The sequence below is a fragment of the Streptomyces sp. ISL-96 genome (assembly GCF_018614035.1).
Classification (GTDB): Bacteria; Actinomycetota; Actinomycetes; order Streptomycetales; family Streptomycetaceae; genus Streptomyces.
In genome coordinates this window covers 87,682-108,370 of record NZ_JAGGPA010000042.1, presented here as the reverse complement: position 1 = coordinate 108,370, position 20,689 = coordinate 87,682, and the positions used below count along the sequence as shown (strand labels likewise).

Genomic DNA, 20,689 nt, shown 5'->3' with positions numbered 1-20,689 from the left:
CCCCGGGCCCCTTCTCCTGTGCCCCGGCGGGCGTGGGGTGCAGCCTCTTGCCACCGCAGGCTGCTGCCAGGCGACACTCCGGACACGCCTCCGCGCCGCCCCATTGAATGGATCAATGTGAGCGACGTGGAGTGGAGGCGGAGGGCAGTGCCCGGATCAGGTGAGGAACGTCCGGGCCCAGTACGCCCGGAACCCCGCGACGACCGTCAGGGCGTAGGCCGCGGCGGGGAGCAGCACCAGGCCGAGCGCGGCCATCGCCCATGCCTCGGGGTAGGAGGTGACGAGCCACTGCTTCAGCGCCATGACGGACTCGCCGTCGCCATAGGCGACCAGCATGTACGGGGTCGCCATCAGCCCCACCGGCACGGTGAGTGCGAAGACCACCGCAAGCAGGTCCAGCGGCCACAGCACGGTGACGAAGAGCAGTGTGTAGGCGAGCTCGCGCCAGCTGGCGGGCTCCCGGAAGCGAGTCCAGCACCACTCGCGCAGGCCCGGCCTGTCGGGCTCACCGTGTGGAGTGCGGGCGGCCCGCCGGTCGAGGAGAGACAGCCGCCGCCGCTCGATCGCGCCCATGGGTACGCCCGACAGGAACGCCGCCATCAGCAGGGGCACTCCGACGACCACGATCGCGAGCGCTCCGCCCACCGCGATCGCGGTCACGACCGCGATCAGGCCGAGCACACCCACCGGGGTGCTGCTCAGCAGATAGGCCACCGCCCGCCAGGGCCAGGAAGTCAGCAGGAATGTGGGGCGCCGCAGTGCCGCCCAGACTGTTTTCGATGCCTTGGATGCCATGAGTCCACCGTAGAAATCACGTGGTCACCCTGCCCAGCACCCCAGTTCTACTTCGGGGGTATGTCTGGCCCTACCCCGAAGACTCGGTTCCGCCGCAATGCGCCGACCCCCCCGCTGACGGTTTGGTTGTGTCAGCAGTCGGAGCGCCGCGATCGCGGGGCCAAGTCATCCGGGAGTGCAGATGGTGGCAGTCGAGAACACCCAGTGCTTTGTCGAGGCGAACGGACCGCGTTCCGTGGTGTCCGGGCGGCTGCCGGCAGGAGTGGACGGGCTGACCGTGGTGTTCTCCGGCCCGCTCCCCGGCACGGGCTCCACTCGCTCCGTCGTACGGGCTCAGGTGTTCGGCCGGGTGTGGATAGCCCGGACTCCGGGCTCCTTCGCACACGCCACCCACCGGGCCGCCGGCCGCACCGTGACCCGCCACCTCGATTCCTGACCCCGCACTTCGATTCCTGACTTCGCACTTCCCAGCAGACAACGCAGAATTCTCAGAAGAAGAGGCCACCATGAAGCTCAGCACCCGCCACCTGACCGCCGTCGCCGTCGCCGTCACCACCGGTTTCCTGTTCACCGGCTGCAATGTCGACGAGGAGGGCTCCAAGAGCACGAGCTCGTCGTACGAGATCACGGACAAGGTCACGGCGCTCCAGGTCAAGACCCCGGGCGGCGACATCAAGGTCGTCGCCGGTGACGGGGACACCATCAAGGTCACCGAGAAGCTCACCTACAGCGGCGACAAGCCGAAGACCGAGCACACCAGCTCCGGCGGCACCCTGCGCCTCGGCGTGGGAGAGGGCTGCGCCAAGGACGGCGAGGCGTCCAAGTGCAAGGTGGACTACACCCTGGAGGTACCCAAGGCTGTCGCGGCCGAGCTGGACAGCCGGGGCGGAGACGTCGATGTGACCGGGCTCGCCGGCGCGCTGGACGTGAAGGCGGGCGGCGGCAAGGTGACGGCCGACCGGCTCGCGGCCAAGCGGCTCACGGTGGATGCCAACGGCGGTGCGATCAACGCCGAGTTCGCCGCTGCGCCGGAGACCGTGGACATCAATACGCACTCCGGGAATGTGACGGTGCAGGTGCCGAGCGCGGAGGCGTACGCCGTGAAGGCCACGAGCAAGGGCGGCTCCGAGAAGGTCTCGGTCAAGACGGACCCGGCGTCCAGCCGCAAGATCACGCTGCACACGGACGGCGGCAACGTGCAGCTGACCTCCGTGTGAGAGACGACGGTCGTGACCGTCAGCGGCCCGGCACCCCTACCGGTGCCGGGCTCGCCCGGTGTGTCAGTGGCCGGGTTCCAGGGCCGCCGTGAGCAGCGACTGGACCGCCGGCGGCACCCGCAGGTTCCCCCGGGTGCGCGGACTCATCATGTAGACGGCGCGGCGCCCCAGCTCCCGGGTGGCCCCGATGCCGCAGAGGTATCCGTGGACGACGCCCGCCATGCCCCACACCGTGGTGCCGCCGGGCAGGACCATGCTGTCGAGTCCCGCGCCGCAGAAGGCCATGCCGCCCCTGATGTACGGGACGTCCGGGACCCGGAACATGTGCGCAAGGCTTTCCGCGCTGAGGAGTTCACCGCCGAACAGGGCCGTCAGGAACCGGTCCAGATCGGGGACGGACGAGATCATCTCGCCCGCGGCGCCGTGGATCGTCGGGCTGTGTTCGGTGATGTCGGCCCCGTTCTCGTACCCATGGATGTGCGGTGCGGGCATGGTGGGGTCGGCGCCCGGCAGCGTGGTCGCGGTCAGCCCGAGGGGGCGCAGGACGCGTTCCTCGATCTCCTGCGCGTACGGGCGTCCGGTGAGCTGCTCGACGAGCATCCCGGCCACCACATAGTTGGCACGGGTGATCTGCTGCCGCGTTCCGGGGGCGAAGGTGAGCGGTTCCCGCAGGGCGAGGCCGATCAGCTGTGCGGGGGTGAAGACGTCGAAGCGGTGGCGCAGGAACCAGGCTGTGTCGTTGTAACGGACGTCGCTGTCGTCGACGAGCCCGCTGGTGTGGTCGAGGAGCTGGCGTACGGTCACGGGCGCCCGCAGCAGCCCGGGCAGGTGGCGCTCGACCGGTTCGTCCGGGCCGATCAGGCCGTCGTCGACCAGTGCGAGCACGACCGCCGCGACGAAGGTCTTGGTGACTCCGCCGATGCGGAACCTGTGGTCGTGGCGGGCCGGTTCGCCGGTGGTGAGATCGGCGACCCCGGTCGCCGCCGACCGGGCGCCCTCCGGTCCTTCGACCCGTACGAGTACCGCGGTGGCCTCGTCGTCCGGGCGCTTTCCCACGGCCTGTGCGAGCGCCTCATTCACCGGATGCCGCCCGTTCCACCGGCTCGTCGTCGGCGTGCGCCCAGGTGGCGATCATCTCCCCGGTGCCGAGGCCGCCGTCCGCCCGTCGGACGGCGTCCGCGACAAAGGTGTTGACCTGTTTGCCGTTCTCGGAGTTGGTCAGCACGATGAGGCCCTCGCCGCTGTCCACGCGGGTGAAGGTGCCGACGCGGTAGCCGACGGTGCGGCCGCCGTGGCCGTACTCCAGATCGCCTCCGGTGGTGTCGACGACGGTGCCGAGGCCGTAGAAGCTGCCGGGGTGCCATATCGTCAGCATCTGCTGCGCCAGCGGGCGGCTCAGCAGGGTGCCGGGTTCGCCGAGGTACGCGCGGCGGATCTCCAGCGCCACCTTGGCGAGGTCCTCGGCGCTCGCCCACAGCCCGCCGGCCGCGACCTCGTTGCGGACGCGCCAGCGCCCGGGTATCGGCGTGCCGTCGGGGTCGTGGCCCACAGCCACCGGGACGGGTGCGACGGCGGGGCGGTTCTGGTCGAAGGTGCTGTCGGCCATGGACAGCGGGTCCAGGACGAGGCGCCGCATCATCGCCTCGAAGGGCTCTGCGGTGACGTCGGCGAGCAGCTGCTCCAGGACCGAGAAGTTGATGTTGCTCTTCTTGAAGACGGTTCCCGCGGGATGCTCGGCGCGCACCGGCGCATTGGTGGCGGGTGGGCGACCACCGAGGATCTCGGGGATATCCGGCATGAGTTCGGCGGGCAGGTAGTTGGTCGGGGCGACATGGCTGAGGCCCGCCTGATGGCTGACCAGCTCGCGCAGGGTGATCCGGGCGCCGTCCGGGACTTGCCATGTGGTGAGGTACCGGTTGATGTCGGCGTCGAGGTTGAGCACACCGTCGCCGACCAGCTGGAGCACGGCAAGCATCGTGACGTGCTTGCTCACCGAGGCCACCTGGAAGGCGGTGCGGGGGGTGACCGGTTCGGGGCGGTCGGCGGCCGTCACTCCGTACCCCTCCACAGACACCACTTCGCCGCCGCGCAACAGCGCGATGCTCACGCCGGGGACGTGGTGGGCCGCCATGACCTCCTGGAGTTCGCTCCGGGAGATCCGCGGTACGGGGACGGCCCGGGCCGGCTCCGCGGTCGGATGTACGTCGGTCGTCATGCCCGGTCCTTCCGTCAGCGAGTCGACGGCCTCGGCCAGGGCGGCCAGGGTGTCGTACTCGTACAGCATCCGCAGGGTCAGCGGCAGACCGCGGCGGCGTGCCGCGCCGATCACCCTGATGACCAGCAGGGAGTCCCCGCCGTAGTCGAAGAAGTTGTCGTGCGCGCTCACCCGCTCCAGGCCGAGCACCTGGGACCAGATCTCGGCGATCGCCCGCTCGACGGGGGTGCGCGGGGCCAGGTACGTGCGGTCCTCGGCCGGTTCGGGCGCCGGGAGGGCGGCCCGGTCCGGCTTGCCGTTCACGGTGAGCGGGATGCGGTCGAGTGCGACGAAGGCTCCGGGGACGAGGGCCGCGGGCACGGTGGCGGAGAGTCGGCGGCGCAGCCCGGCCGGCTCCATGTCGTCGGCCACCACGTAGGCCACCAGACGCTGTTCGCCCCGGCGGTCCCGCCACGGGACGACGACCGCGTCCCGTACGCCCGGCAAGGCGAGCAGCGCGGCTCTGGTCTCCGCCGGGGCGACCCGCACACCGTTGATCTTGACCTCGTCGTCGGTCCGTCCGGCGTACTCGATCGTGCCGTCCGGCAGTACCCGCGCCAGGTCGCCGGTCCGGTAGAGGCGGGCGCCCGGCGGACCGTACGGATCGGGTACGAAGAGGTCCGCGGTCAGGTCCGGCCGGCCCGCGTAGCCACGCGCCAGCCCGGCGCCACCGATGTGGAGTTCACCGGTCACCCCGACCGGCACCCTGCGCATGCCGGCGTCCAGGATCCGGGCGCCGGCGTGCGGGAGGGGACGGCCGATCGGCACCGGCCCCGCGGTGAGGCCGGACGGGACCCGGTGCGCGGTGGCGTCGATGGTGCATTCGGTGGGGCCGTAGGTGTTCCAGAGCTCCACGGCCGGACACAACGCCTGCAAGCGACCGGCGAGTTCACCGTCGAGCTGCTCGCCCGCCGAGCACAGCAGCCGCAGCGCCGTGCACGCGGCCCAGCCCTCCGTCTCCACCAGGAGGCGCAGCACGGACGGCACCACCTGCAGCACCGTCACGCGGTGGTCGGCGACGGAACGCAGCAGCGCGGCCGGGTCCCGTTCCACCCCGGCCGACGCCAGCACCACCGCACCGCCGCAGACCAGCGGGGCGAACAGCTCCCAGCCGGCGGCGTCGAAGCCGATCGACGTCTTGTGCAGGATGCGGTCGGCGGGGCCGAGGCCGTGTTCGCGGACCGTCCAGGCGACCCGGTGCGCGAACCCCCGGTGGGTGATCTGGACGCCCTTGGAGCGGCCGGTGGAGCCGGAGGTGTGGACGACGTACGCGAGGTGCTCCGGATCGGTCTCCCGGGCGGGCGCCGTGGCCGGGTAGGTGCCCAGGGGCACGTCCTCCAGGAACAGGGTCCCCGGCCGGCCGAAACCCTGGGGGGCGTTCTCACGCCGGGTCAGCAGGATCCGCGCGCCCGCGTCCGAGAGCATGAACTCCAGCCGCTCGCGCGGGGACGCGGGGTCCAGCGGGACGTACGCCCCGCCCGCCTTCCACACTCCGAGCAGGCACGCCACCAGGTCCGGCTCCCGGTCCAGGAGCACGCCCACGGGAGTCCCGGCGCTCACGCCACGGGCACGCAGGTGGTGTGCGACGCGGTTGGCGCGGGCCTCCAGCTGTGCGTACGAGACGGTGGTCGCACCGTGGACGACGGCGACCGCGTGCGGGGTCCGGGCGGCCTGCTCCTCCCAGAGGGCGGGCAGGGTGGGCTGCGGGCCGCTCCGGTGCGCCGGGCGGCCGAGCTCCGCGAGCAGTGACCGCTCGTCGGCGGAGAGGAAGACCTCCTCGTCCGCGTCACCGTCGGGGTCGGCCGCCATGGCTTCGAGTACCTGTCGGTACATCGCCCCGATCCGCTCCGCGGCGCCGGGGCTCAGGACGCCGGTGCGGCTGCTGAGGGCGAGGTGTCCGGCGAGTGTCGTCACGGCGAGGTCGAACTCGGTGCCGCCCTCGGCGAGGGTCGGCGCCACGTCCACCAGCTCCTGGTCGACCTGGTGGAAGTCGAGGTAGTTGAACGACACGTCGACAAGGCGGCGGCCGCCCGCCATGCGCTGCATCTGCGGCATCGGGAAGCGGCGGTGCGGCCAGAGCTCCACCTCGCGGCCGAAAACCGACCGCACCAGGTCCAGCCAGCTGCCCGCCGCCCGGCCGCGGTCGTGGACGAACGGCACGGTGTTGAGGTACATGCCGTGGACCCGGTCCGCGCCCACCGCCTCCGGCCGGGCGTCGCAGACAAGCCCGGTGGTGAAGGAACGCTCGCCGGTGAGACCGCTCAGCACCTTGAGGTGGGCGCCGAGCAGCACACTCTTGAGCGAGACCCTGGCCCGGCTCGCGAGGGTACGCAGTCCGGGCTCCAGGTCGTGAATCGGGATGCGGAGCCTGACCCGGCTCTCTCCCGCGGGCCCGTCCGGTTCTCCCCAGCCGGCCGGCAGCGAGAACGTGGGGTGTTCCTCGACGGTCCTGGCCCAGTAGGCCCGGTCCTCGTCGGAGGCCAGGGAGCGCTGCTCGGCCGCGATGAAGTCGGCGTACCGGACCTCGGGCCTGTCGGCCGGTTCGGTGGCCTCGGCACGCCCGCCGTCGCGGAACCGCCGGTAGCAGTTCAGCAACTCCATCAGGAGGTTGTAGTGGCTCCAGCCTTCGGTGATCGCGTGACAGCGGACCATCGACAGCCACCATGCCCCCTCGCCCTCCAGGTGAGCGGCGAGGCGGAGCAGCGGCGGGGACGAGAGCACGAACGGGCGCGAACGCTCGTCGGCCTGGAAGTCACGGAGGGTCTGCTGGATGTCCAGGGACGTGGCGTCGTGCACGGACACCGGGATCTCGGCGGTGGGATGCACCAGCTGCACAGGAAGGGAGAAGGAGGTGAGGTCGAAGGAGGTACGGAGCACCTCGTGCCGCTCCACGACCGTGCGGGCGGCGGCGAGCAGGGCGGCGGGCTCGAAGGGCAGCTCGTCTCGAATACGGAACGACGTCACGCTGTGGTACCGGTGCAGCCTCTCGTCGGCCAGCATCTCGACCACCATGCCGGTCTGCGTCTGCGACATCGGATACGCGTCGACGAGACCGGCCGGCAGCCGCTCACGGTCCTCGTCGGCAAGCAGCTCGAACGGCGTCACCGGGGCCATCACGGCCGCGGGTGCGCGATCCGCGACGAGAACGGCGAGAGCAGCGACCGTACGGCAGTCGAAGACGTCCCGTACGTCCAGATCGAACCCGGCCACGCGCAGGGCGCCGACGAGGGCGACGGCACGGATCGAGTCTCCGCCGAGATAGAAGAAGCTGTCCTCGGCCCCGACGCGTTCGCGCTGAAGGACCTCGCGCCAGGTTGTGGCGATCTGCTCCTCGGTGTCGGTACGGGGCGCGATGTAGGTGTCCTGGGCGGTTTCGGTGGGGGTGGGGAGGGTGTGGCGGTCGATTTTGCCGTTGGCGGTCAGGGGCATGGCCTCCAGGACGGTGAAGGTGGCGGGGATCATGTAGTCGGGCAGCCTCAGCGCGCAGTACGCGGCCAGGTCGTGCACGTCCCGCTCGTCGGAGACGTAGTAGGCGGCGAGCTGCTTGTCGCCGCTCCGCGGCTGATGCGCCGTGACGAAGGCCTCGCGTACAGCGGGGTGTTCCGCCAGTACGGCCTGGACCTCGCCCAGCTCGACACGGAAGCCACGGATCTTGACCTGGTCGTCACTGCGGCCAAGGAACTCCACATTCCCGTCCTCACGCTGCCGCACCAGGTCACCGGTCCGGTAGAAACGCGCACCCGGCTCGCCGGCATACGGATCCGGCAAGAACCGCTCCGCCGTCAGATCAGGACGGCTCGCATAACCACGCGCCACCCCCGTACCACCGACATACAGCTCCCCCACGACCCCCACCGGAACCGGCTCCAGCCACCCGTCCAGCACATACATCGTCATATTGGGCAACGGCCTGCCGATCGGTAGGACTTCTCCATCGGTCTCGGCCGGCACCTCGAAGACGCAGGTGCCGACGGACGCCTCGGTCGGACCGTACTCATTGACCAGCCGCGTCTGCGGAGCAAGAGCACGCCACCCCTCCAGCGTCGCCCGCGAGAACGCCTCGCCGGCGACGACGAGGACCGGGGCGAGTGCGGCGGCATCGGCGGGCGTGAGCTGGTACGAGAGCACGTCCAGGTGGCCGGGGGTGAGCTTGATGAAGCTGTACGGGGCCTCGGCGGCCAGATGCCGGCCCAGGTCGGCCATGTCGACACTCTGCGGGACAGTGTGCACCGACTGCCCCGTGACCAGCGGTGCCCACAGATTCGGCACCACCAGATCGAAGGCGACCGACGAGAACAACGGCGCACCACCAGTCCCCCGCGACGCCAGCTCCCGTGCGGCCCAAGCGACATGGTTGACCAGCCCCCGGTGAGGAACCTCGACACCCTTCGGCGTACCGGTCGAACCAGACGTGAAGATCACATACGCCAGCCCGTCCAGATCCCCGACCCGTGACGGCGCCGTAGCGGGGAAACCCTCCACGGACAGGCCGGGCTCATCCAGCAGCACCTTCGCACCAGAGGTCCCGACGATCGCCGCCACCCGCTCAGCCGGACACGACACATCGACCGGCACATACGCCGCCCCCGCCTTCCACACACCAAGCAGCGACGCGATCAGCTCCGGACCACGGTCCAGCCTCACCGCGACCCGAGACTCCGCAACCACCCCCCGCGCCCGAAGACAATGCGCAATCCGATTCGCCCACACGTCCAGCTCGCCGTACGAGACCGTCAGGTCCCCGCTGCGTACCGCCACCTCCTCCGGAGCCTTCGCCGCCTGCGCCTCGAACAACTCAAGAACACTCGCCGACTCCGCCTCGTACGCCGAGTCGTTCCACTCCACCAACTGACGCCGGCGTTCCTGCTCGGGCAGGTGCGACTCCCGCGCCGACCCGTCCGGATCCGACGCCATCGCCTCAAGCACCGATCTGTACAGCGCCGCCACCCGCGCCGCGTTGGGCCGGCTCAGGGCGTGAGTGTTGGTCTTCAGGCCGATGCGCCGGGAGATCGTGGTGACAGCGAGGTCGAATTCCGTCGTCCCGGGTGCCATCACGCTGTCCAAGTCGGCCGCGTCGCTCTCCAGGCGGTCGAAGTCCACATGGTTGATCAGCACGTCCACCAGTCGCCGGCCGCCCGCCAGTCGCTGCATCTCCGGCATGGGGAACCGCCGGTGCGGCCACAGTTCGGCCTCGCGGGCGAAGGCCTGCGCGACGAGTTGGCGCCAGGTGCGGGCCGTCCGGCCGAAGGCGAGCGGAACGGTGTTGAGGTGCATGCCGTAGATGCGGTCGGCATCCACCGCCTCGGGCCTGGTGAGCACGACGACGCCGCTGGTGAACTCCCGCTGGTCGGTGAGCGTACTCAGCACCTTGCCGTGCGCCGCGACCAGCACGCTCTTGAGCGAGGCACCGGCCTTCGCGGCCAGGGCACGCAGCCCGTCCTCCAGGTCGTCGAAGGGCACGGACACCCAGAAGTGCTCGGCCGGCCGGTCCGGCTCGCCCCAGCCCTCAGGGAGGGAGAACCGCTGAGGGCCTGCGATCGTCCGCGTCCAGTACGCGCGGTCCTCGTCGGAGGCCAGCGCGCGAAGTTCCCCGGCGATGGAGTCGGCGAACCTGACACCGGGCGGCGTATAGGGAGCCGGTTCCCGGCCTTCGCGCAACCGCCGGTAGCAGGCGAGCAGTTCCTGGACCAGGGAGTGGTAGCTCCACCCTTCAACAATGCCGTGGAACTCGGTCACCGACAGCCACCAGCCGCCGTCCACCAGGTGTGCCGTCAGCCGCAACAGCGGGGGTTCGGCGAGGTGGAAGAGGCGGGCCTTCTCCTCGGTGTGGAAGGCGCCGAGGCTACGCTCCACCTCCTTGGCGTCAAGTCCGCGCAGATCACGCACCATCACCGGGATCTCCGCCGTCGGATGCACCAACTGCACTGGTACGGAAGAGGACTTGAGGTCGAAGGACGTGCGCAGTACGTCGTGCCGTTCGACGACCACTGCCGCGGCTGCCCGCAGCGCATCGAGGTCAAAAGAAACGTCGTCGCGCATCCGGGAGGAGGCAACGTTCTGGTAGTTGCTGTGCCGGTCGTGCGCGAGCATGTCGACGACCATGCCGATCTGCGTCTGCGACATCGGGTACGCGTCAGCCAGCTCGGCCGGCAGCCGCTCACGGTCCCCGTCGGCCAGCAGCTCGAACGGCTCCACCGCTGCCTGTACGACGGCGCGCCCCCGCCCGGCCACGAGTCCGGCCAGCCCGGCGATCGTGCGGTGGTCGAAGATGTCCCGTACGGCGACGTCCAGCCCGGCCGCCCGCAGGGCGCCGACAAGCGCCACCGCCCGGATGGAGTCGCCACCGAGGTCGAAGAAGCCGTCCTCGACGCTCACCCGGTCCAGGCCGAGCACTTCCTGCCAGACTTCGGCGATGTGCTCCTCGACGACGGTGCGCGGGGCGACGTACGCCCGGCCGCTGCCCAGAACATCCTGACCAGGGGCGGGCAGGGCACGCTTGTCGAGCTTGCCGTTGGTGGTCAGCGGCAGCGCGTCCAGAGGCACGAACGCGGCCGGGATCATGTACTCGGGCAGCGACGCGGCCAGATGCGCCCGCAGCTCACCAAGACTCGGAGCGTGACCGGCCGGTACGACGTACGCCACCAGCCGTTCGTCGCGTACGACGACGACCGCGTCCCGCACCCCCGGATGCCCGGCCAGCGCGCTCTCGATCTCGCCCAGCTCGATACGGAAACCGCGGATCTTGACCTGGTCGTCGATCCGGCCGAGGAACTCCAGACTCCCGTCCGGCAGCCGCCGCGCCAGGTCACCACTCTTGTACAGCCGCGCGCCCGCCGGACCGAACGGGTCCGGCACGAAACGCCCGGCGGTCAGCTCGGGGCGGTTCAGATAGCCACGGGCCACACCCGGGCCACCGACATGGATCTCCCCCGGTACCCCGATCGGCACCAACTCACCATGTCCGTCCAGCAGACGCACGGTCAGGTCGCCCAGTGGGCGGCCTATGGCATTGCCTGCTCCGGCCAGCAGGTCCTGCTCATTCAGCCGGTGGTAGGTGGTGTGGACGGTGGTCTCGGTGATGCCGTACATGTTCACCAGTGCGATCCGGGCCAGGCCGAGCCGGTCGGTCCACGGCTTCAGCTCCGAGGCCTCCAGCTTCTCGCCCGCGAACACCACGGCACGTAAACCGAGTTGCCGCTCCCCCGCTGCCGCCGCCAGAGCGCGGAAGGCGGACGGCGTCTGGCTGAGGACCGTCACCTCCTCCTCCACCAGCAGGTCCAGGAACTCCTCCGGCGAACGGGTGACCGTGAACGGCACCACGACCAGCCGTCCGCCGTGCAGCAGCGCACCCCACATCTCGAAGACCGACACATCGAAGGCATACGAGTGGAACAGCGACCACACATCGCTCTCGCCGTACGCGAGATGGCGCCGTGCCGCCTCCATCAGCCGCGCGACGTTCTCGTGGGTCAGGGCGACGCCCTTGGGCTTCCCCGTCGAACCGGAGGTGTAGATCGTGTAGATCAGGTTCTGCGGACTGCCCCCCACCGCCGGATCATTGTCCGGCTGAGCGGCGATCAGCCCCGCGTCCCGGTCCAGAAGAACCAGCTCACCCTCGTACCGGCCCTGAAGAACACCGGCCACCGCCGACGTGGACAGCACCACCCGAGCCCCGGCATCCCGCACGATGTACGCCAGACGGTCCGCCGGATTCGCCGGATCCAACGGCAAATAGGCCGCACCCGCCTTCAGCACACCAAGCAACGCGGGCAACAACTCCCCGTCCCGCTCCAGACACAGACCAACCAAATCCTCCGGACCCACACCCTTGGCACGCAACAGATGGGCGACACGGTTGGCGCGGGCATTCAACTCGGCGTACGACAGCGTCCGTCCACCGAACGTCACCGCCCCCGCATCCGGCGTACGCCCCACCTGCTCCTCGAACAACTCATGCACCCGCCGCGTCACCGGCCACTCGATCTCCGGACCACCCGCCAGCAGCGCCCGCTCATCCGGCCCAAGGATCTCCACACGCGACAACCGGGTCTCCGGCCGGGCGACGGCGGCAGCGAGGAGACGTACGAAATGGCTCACCATCCGCTCGGCCGTCGCACGGTCGAACAGCGCCGTCGCGAACTCCAGCCGCGCGGACAGCGCTCCGTCCCGCCCCTCGTTCATCACCAGGGAGAGGTCGAACCGTGCCGGGGGCTCGGCGGGCGGGATGCCCGTCATGGAGACACCGGGCAGTCGGTAGTCGTCGACCGTCTCCTCGCGCAGGGTGAACAGCACTTGGAAGAGCGGGGTGCGTGACTGATCGCGCTCGGGTTCGAGTTCCGTGACCAACTGGGGGAATGGAACATCCTGGTGCTCGAAGGCGTCGAGCACGGTGGCGCGGGTGGCGGACAGCAGCTCGTCGAAGGCGGGGTCGCCGTCGAGGCGGCCGCGCAGGACGAGGCTGTTGATGCCGTAGCCGAAGAGGCTCTGCCATTCCGGGCGGTTCCGTGTCGACAGCAGGGTGCCGACGGCGATGTCGTCGGCACCGGTGTACCGGGCCAGAAGTGCCTGGAAGGCGGTGAGCAGCACGGTGAAGGGGGTCGTTTCGTGCCGCTTGGCCAGGTCTCTTACGGCGTCGGCGAGTTCGTCCGACAGGTCGCGGACCACCGAGTCGCCCCGGTGGTCGCGTACGGCGGGCCGGGGCCGGTCCGTCGGCAGGGCGAGCTGGGTGAGGCCCGCCAGTTGCTGCCGCCAGTACTCCAGATGGCGCTGTCCGCCCTCGCCCGCGAGTTGCTCGCGCTCCCATGCCGCGTAGTCCGCGTACTGGAAAGTGAGCGGCTCCGGGCCGTCCTCCGGGCCTGCCGCGTACAACGCGCTGATGTCTTGCGCGAAGAGGTGCGCCGACCAGGCGTCGCAGGCGATGTGGTGCACGACCACGATCAGTACGTGTTCGTCGGCCGCGCAGCGGAGCAGACGTCCGCGGACCGGCCATTCCCGCTCCAGGTCCACGGGGCGCTTGGAGGCACGGGCGATACGCTCGCGTACCGCTGCCTCCCGTTCCGTGCCGGCGAGCCGTGAGAGGTCTTCGACCGGGAGTTCCACCGGGCGCACGGGGTCGATGACCTGGACGGGCTCCGTGCCCTCCCATACGTACCGGGTGCGCAGGATCTCGTGCCGGGCCAGGAAGCGGTCCCAGGCCCGGGCAAGGGCCGGGACGTCGAGAGGGCCTCGCAGCCGCAGGGCCAGCGGGACCAGGTATTCGGGGCTGTCGGGTTCCAGCCGGTTCAGGAACCACATCTGCTGCTGGCCGTGGGAGAGGCGCAGGGGGCCGTTCCGGTCGGCGCGGGCGGGTTCCCTACGCTTGTGGCCGCGGCCTTTTCCGGCGAGTCTCTGCCTGAGCAGTTCGGCCCGGAGGCCGTCCCGGTCACCGTGCGCGCTCGTGCCCATGCTCGGTCTCCCTTGTCTCGGTGGACTTGTCGGCCGTGGCGGCGTGTTCGCCCCGCAGCGCCGGTGTCGTCGTCGCTGTCGTGGCCAGTGCCACCATGGCGCCGCCGAGCAGCAGGAAGACGGGGGCAGCGCCCCAGGAGGAGAGGGCCAGACCCCCGAGCAGGACGCCCAGCACATTGGCTCCGGTGGCGATGAGGTGCGAAGTGCCCGCGACCCGGCCCTGGAGGGCGTCGGGGGTGGTACGGACCTGATGGACGGCGGCGACGACGTTGAAGACGCCGGTGATGTATCCCGTCCCGGCGAACAGGACACCGAGTACGAGCGGCTGGCGGGCGAGGGCCATGGTGGTGATCAGGGCCGCCCAGCCGAACAGTCCGGCGACAAGGACGGCGCGGAGGCTGATCCTGCGCTGCCACCAGCTTCCGCTCAGCGCCCCGGCGATGCCGCCGATGCCGCCCGCGGCCACGATGACGGCAACGGCCGTCTGGGGCCGGCCCGACTCCTTGACGAGCACGAAGAGTGCGAGCGGCAGCACCTGGAGGAGCAGGTTGCTGCCGGCGACGAAGGCGAGCGCCGCGCGCAGGAAACGCTGCCGCCACAGCCAGCGCAGTCCCTCCGCGAGTTCGGCGCGCAGGGACTTCGGCGGTGCCTTCCGCTGCTGCTGGAAGTCCTTGCGGATCAGCAGCAGACTGCCGAGCGAAGCGAGTCCGGCCGCCGCCGAGAAGAGAAAGGGCGCCCAGCGGGCCGCGCTCTGCAGCAGTACACCGCCGGGCTGACCGAGCAGCACCGCAGCGCGCCCGCGCGCCTCGTTCTGCGAGAGGGCGGCCGCCAGTTGGCCGGCGTGGACGACATTGCGTACGGCTCCGCGCTCGGCGAGGCGGTACAGGATCGCGAGGCTGGTCTCCAGGAACGCCACGGCGGCCAGCTGGACCGCGGAGAACCGGCCGGTGGCGAGTGTGACTGCGACGCTGCCGAGCGCCAGGGCCCGGCCGCTCTCGCAGACCATCATCAGCCGCCGCCGGTCCCAGCGGTCGACGAGGACTCCGGCGGGGAGCTGCACCAGCAGCAGCGGCAGCAGGGCGGCGAACGACACCGCCGACATCACCAGGGGCGAGTCGGTGTGCCAGAGCACGATCAGCGGATACGAGACCCCCGCGACCCTGGTGCCCAGGAGGGACACGGCGGCGCCGGACCACAGCAGCAGGAAGTCGCGGTTCCGCCGCAGCGGAGCCGGCCCGTCCGCTGTCGCCTCGCGCGCACCGGCTGTCAGCCGTCCCACGGTTCGGCCATGGCGACGGCAATCTTCCGGGGTCCGGTGAACGGTTCGCGGCCGTGCGCGGCGAGCATGTTGTCGACGACGAGCACGTCGTCGCGCTGCCAGTCGAAGCGGGTGGACGCGGCCCGGTAGGCGGCCCGCAGATGGTCCATCACCTCGTCGGGGATGCGCCCGCCGTCGCCGTAGTACGTGTTCGTGGGCAGGTCCTCCTCGGCGAAGATCTCCCGCAGGCCCTCCTGGACCTCCTGGGCGAGCGAGCTGACGTGGAAGAAGGTGGCGTGGTTGAACCAGACGCGGCTGCCGGTCTCGGGGTGGGTGTGCACGGCCCGGCGTACGGCGGTGGTGCGCAGTCCGCCGTCCGGCCGCCAGTGCGGTTCGATGCCCTTGCCGCGGCAGTACTCCTCGACGGCGTCCCGGTCGTCGGTGCCGAATGCCTCCTGCCACTGCACACCGAACTCGGCGTGGAAGTTGCGGACGACCCGCCAGCCTCTGCGCTCGAACTCCTCCCGTACGCCGGGGTCGATGTGCCGGTAGACGTCGCGGATGTCGGCGAGCGGGGTGGCGCCCAGCGTGTGGGCCGGTTCTATGCAGAGGAAGTACAGGGTGCGCGGCCAGACGGCCTGGTAGGAGTTCTCGTTGTGGAGGAAGATCTCCTCGCCCTGCGGGTAGTCGGTCGAGGTGTAGACCTGCCCCTTGATGGTGGAGCGGGGTGACGAGCGTTCCGCGTAGGTCAGGGGCGCGGAGCCGGAGAGGACGCGGACCACCCGGTCGAATCCGTCCACGCCGCCGACTTCGAAGCCGCGCAGCAGGATCGCGCCCTGTTCGGCGAGGACGGTGCGCAGCTTGTCGCGGTTCTCGGTGAGGTACGCGTGGATGGGGGTGCCAGGCGGTCCGGTGAATTCGGTGACGGTCATGCGGCGCGGGCTTCTTCCTTCTCGTTGTGGTGGCTGTCTTGGCCGTGGATCTCCCGGAGGTAGTCGCGCAGCCGTACGGGGCCGGTGCTCGTGGCCTCCCGGGCGAGCGCGGCGAAGAGTCCGGGCGCGGCCGGCAGGTTCTGGACCAGCCAGTTGTCCGGGCCGTTCGGTTCGGTGTGGATGACGCGGACGGGTCCCTCCGCGGCCGGCCGTACGTCGATCGACGTCAGATCGGCGGCGATGCCCACGCCGCTCGCCTTGACCACGGCCTCCTTCCTCGTCCAGCAGCGGAAGAAGACGTCCAGCCGGTGCTTCTCGTCCTTCTGGGCCCGCATGTGCGCGAGTTCTCCGTCGGCCAGCACCAGCGTGGAAGAGCCCTCGACGTCCACGGCCCGGCCGTCCTCGATGTCGGCCCCGACCTGGCTGCCGACCGCGACGGCGACCAGCCAGTGCGAGCCGGACCGGGAGAGGTTGAAGTCCAGTGCGGTGTGCGGCCAGTCGACGCGTGGCCGGCCGTGCTCCGGGTGGGCGCAGCGGGGGCAGGGCTGCCGCCCGAGCCTGATCCGCTCGGGCGGCACGCTGAGATACCCGGCCAGGATCCTGCGGAGAGCGGCGTGCGCTCCCGCGTACCGGACCGCGGCCCGCTCCGACCTGCGTCGTACGATCTCCAGTTCGGCGGCGGAGAGCAGGGCGGCGTTCCCGGGGCCCAGCAGGTCCGGCGCCCGGCCCTGCCAGATGTGGACGCCGTCCCGCGTCCGCAGACGTTCGTATTCGGCAGTCATGGCGTCATCAGTCCGACATCGCCACCAGCACGCGGCGGTCACCGGTGAAGGGCCGGCGGCCGTGGGCGAGCAGCACGTTGTCGATGAGAAGCAGATCGCCGGTGCGCCAGTCCACGTCGACCGCGTTGTCCAGGCCCCGGTCGCGGATCTGGACGACGTACTCCGCGGGAATCGGGCTTCCGTCGGCGAAGGTGACGTTCTGCGGCAGTTCGTCCTCGGGGAGGATCTGGGAGAGGGCGGCCGCGGTGTCGTCACCGAGACCGGCCGGGTGCCACTGGTCGGCCTGGTTGAACCAGCCCTCGGTGCCGGTGAGCGGGTGCTTGGTGGTGGACGGGCGCACGGACTCGACCCGGATGCTGCCGTCGGCCTTCCACTCCCAGGTGGCTCCGGTGCCGTCGAGGAAGGACTCCACGTCGTGGCGCTTGTCGGTCTCGAAGGTGTCCTGCCAGCTCTTGCCGAGGCCGTAGCCGTCGTGGAGGTTCTGGACGTAGCGGACTCCACCCGCGAAGGCCTCCCGGATCTCGGCGTCGAGGGAGTTGAGCCACAGCTCGGAGTCGACGACGGGCGTGGCACCGCCGCCGCCGGGCTGGATCTGGCAGTAGAAGGCCAACCGGGCGGGCCAGGCGTGGGCGTAGCTCATCTCGTTGTGCATCGAGATGGTGAATTCCTGCGGGTACTCGGTCGAGGTGTAGACGTTGCTCCCGACCTTGGTGCGCGGTGAGTTGCCGTGCACATAGGCGAGCCGGTTCGGCAACAGCAGGTCCAGCACCGCGTCGAGTCTGCCCGGTGTGACCCCGAACCCCCGGAAGACCAGGGCCTTCTCCTGCGCCAGCAGGCTTCCGAGTTCATCACCGAGGTCTTTGAGCCGGTCGGTGAGCTCCTCCGTGCCGCCTGCGAGCTCCGCCTCGATCTCCAGCGGCGTCCAGATCTGCTCTTCGGTCATGGGCCGATCCCTTCACTATGCGATGACTGTCTAGGGGGAAGCTATGAATTTTCTATTCCGCCCCACGCCTTCCAGGCGTTGAGCGATGTCGGTGGTCAGCTCCGCCTCGCACGGGGCGAGATAGAAGTGGTCACCGGGGAAGGCCCGCAGCGCGAAGTCGCCCGCGGTGGTCAGCTCCGCCCAGGCCGTCACGTCCTCGCGCACCCGGCCGGAGCCGGGGTCGTCATCGCCGATGTACGCCGTGACGGGCGCGCGCAGGGGCGTGGGGTGTTCGGGGCGGTAGGTCTCGATGAGCCGGTAGTCGGCGCGCAGGGCGGGGAGCAGAAGCTCTCGCAGCTCCGGGATGTCGAAGACCTCCGAACCCAGGTCGCCCAGGCTGCGCACCCCGGCGACCAGCGCGTCGTCGTCCCCTTCGTGCAGCCCGCTGGTCCTGGCCCGGTGCGGCGCGGCCCGGCCGGAGACCATCAGCCGGGCGGCGGTGGTGCCGTGGCGGGCCTCCAGGCGGTGCGCCACCTCATAGGCGACGGCAGAGCCCATGCTGTGACCGAACAGCGCCACCGGCCGGTCCAGATACGGAACGAGGGCGTCGGTGATCCGGTCGGCGAGGACCGTCATGTCCTCGACGCACGGCTCGCTGAGCCGGTCCTGCCGGCCGGGGTAGCGGACGGCGAGCAGTTCGATGTCCATGGGCAGCCGGGCCGGCCAGCCGTGGTAGAGCTGTGCGGTGCCGCCGGCGTGCGGGAAGCACACCAGCCTCAGCCGTGGCTCGACGGCCCTTCGATGGATGCGGAACCACCCGGCCGCGGTGTCAGTCATGGGCCTTTCCCCCGTCGTTGTCATGTTTTTCCTCGGTACGGAGCGCCGGGCTCACGGCGGCCGCCAGCGCGAGGGCCGCCATCGCGCCACCGGTCAGCAGTACCGAGTCGGCGGCTCCCCAGAGTTCGAGGGCGAGTCCTGCGAGCAGCGCGCCCAGCGAGTTGGTGCCGGAAGAGATCAGATTCGCCGTACTGGCGACGCGGCCCTGGAACTCGTCGGGCGTGGTGCGGACCTGGTAGACGGCGGCGGCGACATTGAAGACCGCGCCGACCAGGCTCGTACCGGCGAACAGCAGTCCGAGCAGCAGGGGCTCGGCGTTGGTGAAGGCGATGCCCGTCATCAGTGCCGCCCAAGCGGCCAGGCCGCCGATGAGGATGGCGCGCTGGCTGCACCGGCGCAGCCACCAGCCGCCGGTGAGCGCGCCGAGCATGCCGCCGATGCCGCCGCCCGTCACGACGACGGCCAGGACGGCCTCCGAACGGCCCTCGTCCTTGATCATCAGGATCACGGCGAGGCTGAGCACCTGGAAGAGGGCATTGGTGCCGGCCACGAAACCCAGTGCCGTACGGAGAAACCGCTGCCGCCACAACCAGCGCATGCCCTCGGCGACTTCCCGGTGCAGCCGCTGCCGCTCGCCCGTCCGCTCTCCCTGGAAGTCCTTCCTGATGAACAGCAGGGTCAGCAGCGAGACGAGATAGGCGACCGCGCCGAAGAGGAAGGGCACCCAGCGCACCGCGGTGTAGAGCAGGATCCCGCCGGGCTGACCGAGCATGCCGGCCGCGCGGCCCCGCGCCTCGTTCTGCGCGAGCGCCTGCGGCAGCTGTTCTCCGGGCACCACATTGCGTACCGCCGCCCGCTCCGCCAGCCGGTAGAAGACGCTGAAACAGGACTCCACGAAGGCCACGGCGGCGATGTGCGCCACCGAGATCCTGCCGGTGAGCACCGCCGCCGCGACCGAGCCCAGCGCCAGCGTCCGCCCCGCCTCGCAGACCATCATCAGCCGCCGCCGGTCCCAGCGGTCCACCAGTGCTCCGGCGGGCAGTTGTACGAGCAGCGCCGGCAGCAGCGCGGCGAAGGTCACCAGGGACATGGACATCGGCGACCCGGTGTGCCAGAGCACCAGCAGCGGATAGGCGACCGCAGTGACCCTGGAGCCGAGGAAGGACATCCCCGCGCCGGACCACAGGAGCACGAAGTCCCGGTTCCTGCGCAGGGGGGGCGGCGACGGCCTGGCTTCGGCCGCGGCCTGCGGGGCGAGGGTCACGGCTGCCGCCCGTCCGCCCCGCCGGGGCCCACCGGTCCGCGGCGGCACCATTCGAGCACGGCCATGGCGCTGTGCATCTTGTTCTCGGCCTGGCCGAAGGCGATGCTCGCCGGGCCGTCCAGGACGTCGGCGGTGACCTCGTCGCCCCGGTGGGCGGGCAGGTCGTGGAGGAAGACCGCCTTGGGGCTGTCGTCCCACAGTGCCCGGGTCACCTGGAAGGGTGCGAAGATCCGCCGCCAGTCCGGGTCGGGCTTGGTGCTGCCGGTGGTCTGCCAGCGGGTGGTGTAGATCGCGTCCTGGCCGGCGGGCAGGCCGGCCATGTCGTGCCGCTCGCAGAACCGGCTGCCGTAGTGGGCGGCCTGTTCCTCGGCGCGCTTACGGAACCGGTCCTCCAGCCCGTAGCCGGGCGGCGTACGCAGCTCCAGCTCCGCGCCCGGGAACCGGGTCAGGGCCAGTGCCAGGGCGGAGGCGGTGTTGTTGCCCTCGCCGATGTACAGGACGCGCAGCCCCTCGATCCGGCCGAACTGCAGCAGCAGCGTGGTGAGATCGGTGAGCGCCTGTGTGGGGTGTTCGTCGGCGCTCATCGCATTCACCACGGACATCCGGTTCTGGGCGGCCCAGGCCCGCATTTCGGCCGGGTCGTCCGCGGTCCGGGCGACCAGGACATCGAGCATCCCGGACATGACCCGGCCGGTGTCCTCGCTGCTCTCACCAGTGTTGAGCTGCAGATCCCCTGGGCCGTACGAAACGATCTGCGCGCCGAGGCGCAGCGCTCCGGCCGAGAAGGCGGTACGGGTACGGGTCGAGGTCCTGCTGAAGTAGATGCCGACGACATCACCCTCCAGCGGGCGGGCCCCGCCCCGGCCGTCGGCCGACAACTGGGTGCCGCGGGCGACGACGGACCACAGGTCCTCGTCGTTGAGGTCGTCGACGGATATCAGATGGCGCACGGCAGACGTCCTTCCATGAGTGGGTCGGTGTTCG

The 20,689-nt window shown here is 70.6% G+C and carries 12 protein-coding genes; 2 read left to right on the top strand and 10 right to left on the bottom strand.

Going from position 1 to position 20,689, the window contains the following annotated elements; genetic code table 11:
* Positions 1 to 156: 156 nt before the first annotated feature.
* Positions 157 to 795 (bottom strand): sensor domain-containing protein, encoded by a 639-nt coding sequence (locus J7E96_RS26035; RefSeq protein ID WP_215134415.1) that lies wholly within the window; start codon positions 793 to 795, stop codon positions 157 to 159.
* A 181-nt stretch (positions 796 to 976) separates the two neighbouring features.
* Between J7E96_RS26035 and J7E96_RS26030 the strand changes: the two genes are divergently transcribed.
* Together J7E96_RS26030 and J7E96_RS26025 are read left to right on the top strand one after the other, a co-directional pair.
* Positions 977 to 1,231, top strand: a complete 255-nt coding sequence (locus J7E96_RS26030; protein ID WP_215134413.1) for a hypothetical protein — start codon at positions 977 to 979, stop codon at positions 1,229 to 1,231.
* A gap of 70 nt (positions 1,232 to 1,301) precedes the next feature.
* Positions 1,302 to 2,012, top strand: a complete 711-nt coding sequence (locus J7E96_RS26025) for a DUF4097 family beta strand repeat-containing protein (RefSeq protein WP_215134411.1) — start codon at positions 1,302 to 1,304, stop codon at positions 2,010 to 2,012.
* A gap of 63 nt (positions 2,013 to 2,075) precedes the next feature.
* On the opposite strand, the gene J7E96_RS26020 is transcribed toward J7E96_RS26025, so the two are convergent.
* From J7E96_RS26020 to J7E96_RS25980, 9 genes are read right to left on the bottom strand one after another with little or no spacing between them, the layout of a single operon-like run.
* Positions 2,076 to 3,068 (bottom strand): serine hydrolase, encoded by a 993-nt coding sequence (locus tag J7E96_RS26020; protein ID WP_215134409.1) that lies wholly within the window; start codon positions 3,066 to 3,068, stop codon positions 2,076 to 2,078.
* Positions 3,069 to 3,084: 16 nt separating this feature from the next.
* A complete protein-coding gene (locus J7E96_RS26015; protein WP_215134407.1) occupies positions 3,085 to 13,710 on the bottom strand; it encodes a non-ribosomal peptide synthetase in 10,626 nt (3,541 codons plus the stop codon).
* Positions 13,688 to 14,989 (bottom strand): MFS transporter, encoded by a 1,302-nt coding sequence (locus J7E96_RS26010; RefSeq protein ID WP_308296144.1) that lies wholly within the window; start codon positions 14,987 to 14,989, stop codon positions 13,688 to 13,690. Before J7E96_RS26010 ends, J7E96_RS26015 begins: the two co-directional genes overlap by 23 nt.
* On the bottom strand, positions 14,977 to 15,900 hold the full coding sequence (locus J7E96_RS26005; protein WP_215134404.1) for a TauD/TfdA family dioxygenase: 924 nt from the start codon (positions 15,898 to 15,900) through the stop codon (positions 14,977 to 14,979). The genes J7E96_RS26010 and J7E96_RS26005 overlap by 13 nt, the downstream gene beginning before the upstream one ends.
* Positions 15,897 to 16,682: a 4'-phosphopantetheinyl transferase superfamily protein gene (locus J7E96_RS26000; protein WP_215134402.1), complete on the bottom strand. Its 786-nt coding sequence runs from the start codon at positions 16,680 to 16,682 to the stop codon at positions 15,897 to 15,899. The genes J7E96_RS26005 and J7E96_RS26000 overlap by 4 nt, the downstream gene beginning before the upstream one ends.
* A gap of 7 nt (positions 16,683 to 16,689) precedes the next feature.
* Positions 16,690 to 17,625, bottom strand: a complete 936-nt coding sequence (locus tag J7E96_RS25995) for a TauD/TfdA family dioxygenase (RefSeq protein WP_215134399.1) — start codon at positions 17,623 to 17,625, stop codon at positions 16,690 to 16,692.
* A 30-nt stretch (positions 17,626 to 17,655) separates the two neighbouring features.
* Positions 17,656 to 18,441 (bottom strand): thioesterase II family protein, encoded by a 786-nt coding sequence (locus tag J7E96_RS25990; RefSeq protein ID WP_215134397.1) that lies wholly within the window; start codon positions 18,439 to 18,441, stop codon positions 17,656 to 17,658.
* A complete protein-coding gene (locus tag J7E96_RS25985; protein ID WP_308296143.1) occupies positions 18,434 to 19,705 on the bottom strand; it encodes an MFS transporter in 1,272 nt (423 codons plus the stop codon). The genes J7E96_RS25990 and J7E96_RS25985 overlap by 8 nt, the downstream gene beginning before the upstream one ends.
* Positions 19,702 to 20,655 (bottom strand): ornithine carbamoyltransferase, encoded by a 954-nt coding sequence (locus tag J7E96_RS25980; RefSeq protein WP_215134393.1) that lies wholly within the window; start codon positions 20,653 to 20,655, stop codon positions 19,702 to 19,704. The genes J7E96_RS25985 and J7E96_RS25980 overlap by 4 nt, the downstream gene beginning before the upstream one ends.
* Positions 20,656 to 20,689: the final 34 nt, after the last annotated feature.